5 protein-coding genes are annotated in these 4,044 nt (G+C 44.1%); all 5 read left to right on the plus strand.

Annotated elements, in window-relative coordinates:
* Positions 1–45: 45 nt before the first annotated feature.
* The gene (ylqF, locus tag RAC86_RS36065; RefSeq protein WP_015715878.1) at positions 46–894 is read left to right on the plus strand and encodes a ribosome biogenesis GTPase YlqF; all 849 of its coding nucleotides are present in this window, start codon (positions 46–48) and stop codon (positions 892–894) included.
* Positions 895–964: 70 nt separating this feature from the next.
* Positions 965–1,732, plus strand: coding sequence for a ribonuclease HII (rnhB, locus tag RAC86_RS36070; protein ID WP_029317794.1), 768 nt, complete (start codon positions 965–967; stop codon positions 1,730–1,732).
* 31 nt (positions 1,733–1,763) lie between these two features.
* A complete protein-coding gene (locus RAC86_RS36075; RefSeq protein ID WP_377886723.1) occupies positions 1,764–3,494 on the plus strand; it encodes a hypothetical protein in 1,731 nt (576 codons plus the stop codon).
* Positions 3,491–3,772 (plus strand): FlhB-like flagellar biosynthesis protein, encoded by a 282-nt coding sequence (locus tag RAC86_RS36080; RefSeq protein WP_003232001.1) that lies wholly within the window; start codon positions 3,491–3,493, stop codon positions 3,770–3,772. Before RAC86_RS36075 ends, RAC86_RS36080 begins: the two co-directional genes overlap by 4 nt.
* 121 nt (positions 3,773–3,893) lie before the next feature.
* Positions 3,894–4,044: ATP-grasp domain-containing protein (locus tag RAC86_RS36085; protein ID WP_377886724.1), on the plus strand; the 151-nt coding region annotated here is incomplete at its 3' end.

The raw sequence follows: 4,044 nt of genomic DNA on the forward strand, positions 1-4,044 counted from the left end.
ACAATGAATCATGCATACTGAAGATAAAGGCGGTGTTCGTGTCACATGACAATTCAATGGTTCCCGGGCCATATGGCAAAAGCAAGAAGGGAAGTAACCGAAAAATTAAAATTAATCGATATCGTATATGAATTGGTAGATGCCAGAATTCCAATGTCATCAAGAAACCCAATGATTGAAGATATTCTAAAAAACAAGCCGCGAATTATGCTGTTAAACAAGGCTGACAAAGCAGATGCGGCAGTTACACAGCAGTGGAAAGAGCACTTTGAGAACCAGGGGATCCGCTCTCTGTCTATTAATTCTGTAAATGGACAAGGGTTAAATCAAATTGTGCCTGCATCAAAAGAGATTCTCCAAGAAAAATTTGACCGGATGCGTGCGAAAGGTGTGAAACCGAGAGCGATTCGCGCTTTGATTATCGGCATTCCAAACGTCGGAAAATCAACGCTCATCAACCGGCTTGCAAAGAAAAACATAGCAAAAACGGGAGACAGACCTGGCATTACGACTTCTCAACAGTGGGTCAAAGTTGGGAAAGAATTAGAGCTATTAGATACACCGGGGATTTTGTGGCCTAAATTTGAGGATGAGCTTGTCGGTTTGAGACTTGCAGTCACTGGGGCTATTAAAGACTCGATTATCAATTTGCAGGACGTGGCCGTGTTTGGTCTTCGTTTTCTCGAAGAACATTACCCAGAACGGCTTAAAGAGCGTTATGGCCTTGAGGAGATCCCAGAGGACATTGCTGAGCTGTTTGATGCAATAGGTGAAAAGCGGGGCTGTCTCATGAGCGGTGGGCTCATTAACTACGATAAGACGACTGAAGTCATCATTCGCGATATTCGCACTGAAAAGTTCGGCAGGCTGTCATTTGAACAGCCGACGATGTAAAGGCGCGCAGAAATGCGGGTCTTTATTTTTTCTTGGCTGAACCGATACATATAGTAAGGGAGAAGAGAAAGTGAATACATTAACCGTAAAGGACATTAAAGACCGTTTGCAGGAAGTGAAGGATGCACAAGACCCATTTATTGCCCAATGCGAAAACGACCCGAGAAAAAGCGTTCAAACGCTTGTAGAGCAATGGCTTAAAAAGCAAGCGAAAGAAAAAGCGCTGAAAGAACAATGGGTGAATATGACTTCCTATGAAAGGCTGGCAAGAAACAAAGGATTTCGCTTGATTGCAGGTGTTGACGAGGTCGGCCGGGGGCCATTGGCAGGACCAGTTGTCGCCAGCGCAGTCATCCTTCCAGAGGAATGTGAAATACTTGGGCTGACAGACTCCAAAAAGCTTTCAGAGAAAAAACGCGAGGAATATTACGAGCTTATTATGAAGGAAGCACTGGCGGTCGGGATAGGAATTGTAGAAGCTACTGTGATTGATGAGATCAATATATATGAAGCTTCAAAAATGGCAATGGTGAGAGCGATACAGGATTTGTCGGATACACCTGATTATTTGCTTGTTGACGCAATGACACTTCCGCTCGACACGGCTCAGGCGTCAATTATAAAAGGCGATGCCAAAAGCGTGTCTATTGCGGCAGGTGCGTGTATCGCAAAAGTGACGAGGGACCGAATGATGAGCGCTTATGCCGAAACGTATCCCATGTACGGCTTTGAAAAAAATAAAGGCTATGGGACAAAAGAACATTTGGAAGCTCTCGCTGCATACGGCCCAACTGAATTGCACCGCAAAACTTTCGCTCCTGTTCAATCTTTCAGATAAATCACCATGGACAAGGAGGCACCTTTTTAAAATGAACATACGAAATGATGTGCAAAAGGCGCTGCAGCAGCTTTTCGGGCGTACAGCCGTCCCGCAGGAAACATCAAAAGTAAACGAAGCGCTAAACGGGGAGAAGCGTCTCCTCTTAGGAAAAGTGCTTCGTTTACTAGGAGATCAGCATGCCCTGATCCAAGTCGGCAATCAAACTGTTCAGGGAAAACTTGAAACTCAGCTTCGTCCTCAGGCATACTATTGGTTTTCCTACGAAAAAAAAACGGCAGAGCAAACAGGCCGTCTTCAGGTCGTTCAAAGCTTTGATCAAAATCCTAAAACCATTCAGGATGCAGCTGGCAAACTTTTAAATGCTATTTCAGTGAAGACGTCAAACGCAGCTCTCATGATGACAGGAGCGATGCTGAAAAGCAAAACACCCGTAACAGAAAATGATATCAAAACAGCTGTCCGCTGGATGGACACGCTGCCTTCGCAAGACACAAAAAAAGCAGTTGAAACGGTTCTCTTCGCTTTAAAGCGTGATCTTCCCATTCACTCCGAGATTTTGAATGGTGTTCACGCTGTGAAATCGCCTGTTCCGTTGCATCAGCACGTATCCCAGCTGCTACAGGCAATCGACCAAAACCCTCAGCAGAGCCAAATGATGTCAAAGCTAAAGGAAGCAGTTAAGGTGCTTTTAAATAGTGAAATCGATGTCCATGCAGAACGGCTGATTGATAAGCTTATTTCTTTAACCGACAATACGAAAGCACCTTCTCCGGCGAATACAGCTGGAAGTAGGGAGCTTAGCACACCAGCTGGCTCCCCCGGAAAAGCCAGCCTGCCGATTGCAAATCACACAGCAGAACAGGGAAGCATACAAGAAGAGCCTGTTAAAACAGCAGCAGACATTCCAATTAAAGAAGCCCGCCAGCTGCTCGTGAAGCTGACGGAATCTGCTGAAAAAAACAGTCTCCAAATTGTGAAAGAAGCAGCAAATTGGATTAAAGCGGCTGCTTCATCGGGTGATAGTAAGTCACTTGCAGCTTCAGCTGTTTTACAAGCGGCACAAGTCACAGACCAGGAAGCCGAAGTCTTTTTAAAGGCTGTTCAGCAGACAGCACCCCATTTGGCGGATAAGGCAGATGTTCTTTCTTTCTTATCCAAAGTGAAAACGGCAATCGGCGCAAGGGACGAGGTTGGGTTCATTAAAGCGTTTGAACAAGGAAGCGCAGTCACATCTGGCGAAATGCAATCCATCAAGCTGGCTCTTTCTGCCTTAAGAGCATCGCATGAGGTAGCCGAACCAGTCAAACAAGAAGCCGATCAGCTTTTTCATAAATTAAATGGCCAGCTTTTCATGCAGCAGGACCATCCATCATACAGCCAAATTGTAATGTCATTTCCGATGTTTTCGAAGTCAGGGGTTCAGGACATGACTGTTCTGTTTAAAGGAAAGAAAGAAGCGGATGGAAAGCTTGATCCTTCCCATTGCCGCCTTTTGTTTTTGCTGCAGCTTGATACACTAAAAGAAACCGTCGTTGATTGCTTGGTACAACAAAAAGTCATGACCATTACAATAGAGACTGATTTCGAGCTGCAGGCTGCGATCGATCCGATGGTGCCCGCGCTTAAACAGGGGCTAAAGGAAATGGGGTACAGCCTTTCAGGGGTAAACGCTAAAAAAAGGGTTCACACCGAAGAAAAGGCTTCAATCGATCAATATATAACAAGTATCAGTGATCAGGAAGTGGATGTGAAAATATGAAAGAGCAGACACCGATCAGAAAAGCTGTTGCTCTCCATTATGACGAACAAAAAGACAAGGCGCCGAGAGTGATTGCCACAGGGAAGGGCCATGTAGCTGACAACATTATCAAAGAAGCGAAAAAAGCAGGGGTCCCGATTCAAGAAGATCGGACCCTTGTCGAATTAATGCGCCATTTGACGGTAGATGATCAAATTCCTGAAGCTCTTTATGAAACGGTAGCCGAGATTTTTTCATTCATTTACAAATTGGACGAAAGCGTAAAAAACAAAAAATAGCTAAAATATTCCCCATCCTCCTTTGAAATTTATGTTTTTAATAAAGTAAAAGTTTGAATGTTTAGAAGGATTAAAAGATTTTGCATCGAACTGTAGACAATTCTTCCAGTATTATTATAGAATGAAAGCGCAGTCTATTTTAGTTTTGTTACATAAGTTAGGAGGATGGGAAATGAATATCCATGAGTACCAGGGAAAAGAAGTCCTCAGAAAATATGGGGTATCTGTTCCTGAAGGTAAAGTGGCTTTTACAGCAGAAGAAGCAGTTGAGA

Source organism: Bacillus sp. LR_5 (assembly GCF_042709275.1).

Coding starts and splice junctions, on each gene's coding strand:
- RAC86_RS36080 (WP_003232001.1), top strand. CDS start 3,491: ATGAAAGAGCAGACACCGATCAGAAAAGCTGTTGCTCTCCATTATGAC.
- RAC86_RS36075 (WP_377886723.1), top strand. CDS start 1,764: ATGAACATACGAAATGATGTGCAAAAGGCGCTGCAGCAGCTTTTCGGG.
- ylqF (WP_015715878.1), top strand. CDS start 46: ATGACAATTCAATGGTTCCCGGGCCATATGGCAAAAGCAAGAAGGGAA.